At 55.7% G+C, this 4,804-nt stretch carries 3 protein-coding genes and 1 pseudogene; all 4 read right to left on the bottom strand.

What is annotated here, in order from left to right:
• Positions 1-502: 502 nt before the first annotated feature.
• Positions 503-2,014 carry an FGGY family carbohydrate kinase gene (locus ACSZPU_RS23410; RefSeq protein WP_499003811.1) on the bottom strand — a complete coding sequence of 504 codons (1,512 nt, stop codon included), beginning with the start codon at positions 2,012-2,014 and terminating at the stop codon, positions 503-505.
• 32 nt (positions 2,015-2,046) lie between these two features.
• On the bottom strand, positions 2,047-3,465 hold the full coding sequence (locus ACSZPU_RS23415; protein ID WP_499003813.1) for an L-fucose/L-arabinose isomerase family protein: 1,419 nt from the start codon (positions 3,463-3,465) through the stop codon (positions 2,047-2,049).
• A 34-nt stretch (positions 3,466-3,499) separates the two neighbouring features.
• On the bottom strand, positions 3,500-4,444 hold the full coding sequence (locus ACSZPU_RS23420; protein ID WP_499003815.1) for a transketolase family protein: 945 nt from the start codon (positions 4,442-4,444) through the stop codon (positions 3,500-3,502).
• Positions 4,437-4,733, bottom strand: a pseudogene (locus ACSZPU_RS23425) (thiamine pyrophosphate-binding protein); the annotation flags it as partial. The gene ACSZPU_RS23420 and the pseudogene ACSZPU_RS23425, both read right to left, overlap by 8 nt.
• Positions 4,734-4,804: the final 71 nt, after the last annotated feature.

Below are 4,804 nucleotides of genomic sequence, written 5' to 3' on the forward strand. Positions count from 1 at the left end.
TAGTCATGATAATAGGGCCTTCTGATTAGAAGGCCCTATTATCAATGATTTTTATCCTCGTGACGACACTATCTAGGCTGCTTCCGGTTTTTCTTAAAGTTTAAATTCGTCTTTGTTTATGCGCTAAAGGAATAAACCAGATTATTTGGCTATAAAAATGGAGCCAAAAAACGATGAAAAAGCGGTGTGGGTTTCAGCGTCTTTATGTTTTCTGAAAAATTGATTTTAACTGGATATAAATACAGTTTTATTCGTCTGCAGGGAAGTAAGCGGGTAGCATTCTCGCGGATGCCTGAGGCTTTCTGAGTCAGGCATGTGCAGGGTTCAGAAAGGTGAAAGCCCCAGGAGATAGTGTTATCAACCTGAGGCTTACATTCCAACCCTCAACAAGTTGGATGTCAGTCTCTTTTTTGCACGGAGGCAACGACATGAGTAGCTGACTTGCGGGGAGCAATCCCCGCAAATCATCTTGTCAGGTTGGAACCTCACGCTCCCAAACTTTTTAACCTGCCTGCGTTTTTTGCGTGAGGGCAAGCTGTACTGCGCTTTGCCAGTCATGCCAGCGCTTTTGCAATCTACCGTGGCGCTGCGCGTCCGGTGTGAACGTCACGTGCTCGGGGAGATACTGGCGAAGCTGCTCGGTATCGACCTGCAACAGTGCCTTACGTGCCAGCAGTGCCGCCCCCATTGCCGAGAGCTCCGGTACATCGCTGCGCATTACCGGGCAACCCAGCAAATCCGCCTGATACTGCATCAGCCAGTCGTTTTTGGTGGGGCCGCCATCGACCATCAGCGCTTTTAAGGTGAAATCACCGTGTCGGCGCATAGCCACCACCACATCGGAAATCTGGTAGGTGATGGATTCCAGCGCGGCACGAACCAAATGCGCCCGCTTCACTCCTCGGCTTAAGCCATGGATCAGACCGCGTGCATCTTCATCCCACCAGGGGGCGCCGAGGCCCGTGAGTGCCGGAACAAAATAGACGCCAAGCGTTGATTCCACCGAGGCTGGCAGCGTATTCAGGGCTTGGGCGAGTTCCGCTTCCGGCAGCTCGCTTAAGCCCGTACTTTCCGCCATCCACGCCACCGCGTCGCCGGTATGGGGAATGTTGCCTTCCAGCCCGTACACCAGACGCTCGTCATCATGCCAGGCCACGGTGGTTGCCAGTGATTTCACATCACACTGAGCGGAGACCTCCGGTGCCATCACCGAGGAGCCGGTGCCGTATGTCGCTTTCACACACCCGGCCGCACCGAGCCCGTGGGCGAATAAGGCCGCGTGCGAATCGCCGATCATCGCCATCACCGGAATGCCGTCCGGGATAGCATCCAGCCCTTTGGTATGACCAAATAACCCGCTGGAGGGGCGAATTTCCGGCAACGCCTGACGCGGGATCTGGAAGAGCGTCAGCATCTCCGCGTCCCAGTCGGCCGTGTTGAGGTTTAGCAACTGTGTCCGCGAGGCGTTAGAGTAGTCGCAGCAAAACGACTCGCTTGCCGTCAGGTGCCAGAGCAGCCAGCAGTCTATTGTGCCCAGGCAAATCTCACCTTGTTCTGCCAGCGCCCGGCCATTGGGCACGGAACCTAACAGCCAGCGCATTTTGGATGCAGAGAACAGCGGAGCGACGGGCAGACCCGTCACCGCTTTAATTTTACCTTCCTGGCCTTGCTCGCGCAGGGTATGGCAAAAATCTGCCGTACGCGAACATTGCCAGGTAATGGCCGGGCCTAACGGCAACCCGCTTGTACGGTACCAACCCATGGCGGTTTCTCGCTGATTGCTGACCGCCAGTGCGGCCACACGCTCCGCGCCAACCTGGGCAATCACTTCGCTTATCACCGCCAGTGACGCCTGCAGCAGCACTTCGCCGGATTGCTCTACCCAGCCCTCGCGGGGTGTCTGGATCGTCAACGGGCGCGAGCTTTTCGCCACCACGTTGCCTTGTGCATCCAGCGCGACGGCTTTGGCGTTGGTTGTCCCTTCATCAAGCGCGATAACAATATATTTCGACATGGTATTTCTCCATCAGGCCCATGCGCACTGCATTACTGGTGCAGGTAAGTATCAACGCCGAGGTAGCGCGTGAAGGCTTCATGCAGGATAGTACCGCTGGCCGCATGGTTCATTGCCACGTGGTGTTCAAAACCGTTACGGCAGATATAGGTCAGCAATTCTTCCAGATGCGGAACCTGAATAACCGCGCGACAGCCGACGGTATCCAGCGGATCGTCGACGGATTTGCCTTCGCCCACATAAGCTTTGATTTCACCGGTTAAATCGTCGGTGCTCAGACGGAAATAGGTGAGGGGGCCGGATTTCAGACGACCGTGAACTGCGCCACAGGTGTTTTCTTTACCCACGGTGGTACCGATGATGTCTGCGGTGCCCATATGCGGTGTTTCCAGGCTGGCGGCGGCAAAGTTACCGCAGTGGAATAGCACGCATTTGTCACGATCGTCGCCAAAGTTGTTGTTCCAGTCGGCAATGGAGGCCGGGCTCATATTGGCGCTGGCTAGGGCATACATGGACAGCGCGCCCATCACGTCGACTTCACAGGCAGACGGCATCAACTGACCGGACATCACGCTCATAATGGAGCAAACGTTAATGCCCAGGTTTTCCTGCAACGAGGTCCAGCACTGAATGGCGGTGGTGTCGATATCGTTAGCGATCACCCATTCGCTGATTACCACAAACAGTTTCGCCATGGTGACCAGTTTGTCGGCGGCGATACCGCTGGCATCGGCGTTATCAATCAGCAGACGGCGTTTCTCATCCACGCGGATATCGTCATCGCGCAGCAGTTTGATACGGGTAAAGACTTCGGACAGATCCAGGGTTTCTACCGCAATGCCCAGGCGCTCGAGCAGTTTTTCGCAGTAACGTACGGTGTTGAAACCGGCCGGACGCGCACCGATGGCCCCTACGCGAACGCCGCGCATGCTGCTTACCACGCGGCAGATTTGTTCAAAACGTTTCAGGTCCTGCTCGAAGACCTCACCGCTGAGGGCGCAAACGTGCTGTGTGGTCAGGGTGAACGGGATACCGTACTGGCGCAGGTTGTTGCACAGGGAGATCTTGCCGCAGAAACTGTCGCGACGCGTTGCCAGCCCCATTTTATCCAGATTGTCCTCCTCCGCCTGGACCAGAACGGGGACGTTCAAACCGGACAGGCGCAGGGTTTCCGCCACCGCTTTTTCATCACCGAAGTTCGGCAGAAGCACGACCACGCCGTGAATCTCATCACGGTGGGCGCGGAAGAGTTCGGCGCAGGTTTTGGCATCCTGGCGGGTTTCAACACCGCCGAGCTCGGTCTGGGTTTCGTCGAGCATAATGGTTTTGATGCCGAGATGACCAAACAGGGCGACATCCTGCTCACGGGCTTCTGCCACCAGGTAGCTCGGGAAGAATCCACGGTTACCGATGATAACCGCCATGGTCAGTTGTTGAGGAATTCGCGACATTGCTCTCTCTCCAGTAAGTTGTTCTTTATTATTTTTATTGCCGTGTCAGCAGTGCACGGGCATTTTTCACCACGCCAGCGGCGTCAATTTCATGACGGGCGCGGGTGGAAGCGCGATCGGCGGCGATAGCATATTGGCCATCAGGAATACCGAGGCGGCGCAGCGGGATGCCACATCCGGCTTCCGCCAGGACTTCGGCGACCAGACTGCCCACGCCACCGTTGACGTTGTGCTCTTCAACGCTGACGACAGCTTTACAGGTTTTCAGTGCGGCCAGTAATTGCGAGGTATTACATGGGCGAATAGACGGTACACTGATAACACTGGCCTCAATACCGTGTTCTGCCAGTTGTGTGGCGGCGGCGACAATTTCATGCACTGTCGATCCCATCGCCACCAGTGCGATGTCTTTCCCTTCGCGCAGCACGTCAATTTCTCCCGGTTTGAACTGATAGTCTCCACCGTGCATCTCCGGCAGCGCTTTACCGTCGAGGCGGATATAGACCGGGCCGACGTGTTCCAGCGCATAGTCGATTATCTGGCGGCATTCGATCGGGCAGGAGGGGGCGTAAATTTCAATGTTGCCAAAACCGCGCAGCACGGAAATGTCGTCGATGCTGTGGTGCGTGCTTGCCAGCGGGCCATAGCTGGCACCGGAATTCAGGCCAAATAGCTTCACGTTGGTGTTGTTGTAGCAAATGTCCACTTTGATCTGTTCGTTGGCCTGCGAGATCAAAAACGGTGCGGCATTACAGGTCACCGCGACTTTACCGCCAATAGCCAGCCCTGCGGCAGCACCCACCAGCGTCTGCTCGGCGATACCGACGTTCACCAGGCGGCTGGGGAATTTCTTCACAAATGGGGAGATTTTTGCCGTCGAGGTGGAGTCCGCTACAACCGGCACCAGGTCTACGCCCCGGTCAACGGCGTCGATAAACGCATTCACCATCACCGTTGCGAGATGTTCGCTATTACTCATCTTTCAGTTCCTCCAGCGCCAGTTCAACTTCTTCACCTTTCGGCACCCGGTGGTGCCATTCCGGACGTCCCTGAATAAAGGAGACGCCAGCGCCTTTGGTGGTGTAAGCAATCACAACGTGCGGTTTCCCGGCCGGTTGTAACCCTTCCAGCGTCGCCACCACGTCGGCCATATCGTTACCTTTACACTCGGTAACCTGCATGCCGAAGGCGCGCCATTTTTCGTCCAGCGGATCGGTGTTCATGATCTCTTTGGTCGGACCGGCCAGTTGAAGGCTATTTTTATCATTAGATAGTGTCGTCACGAGGATAAAAATCATTGATAATAGGGCCTTCTAATCAGAAGGCCCTATTATCATGA

Origin of the sequence: Phytobacter sp. V69 (assembly GCF_965644215.1) — a bacterium.
GTDB lineage: Bacteria > Pseudomonadota > Gammaproteobacteria > Enterobacterales > Enterobacteriaceae > Phytobacter.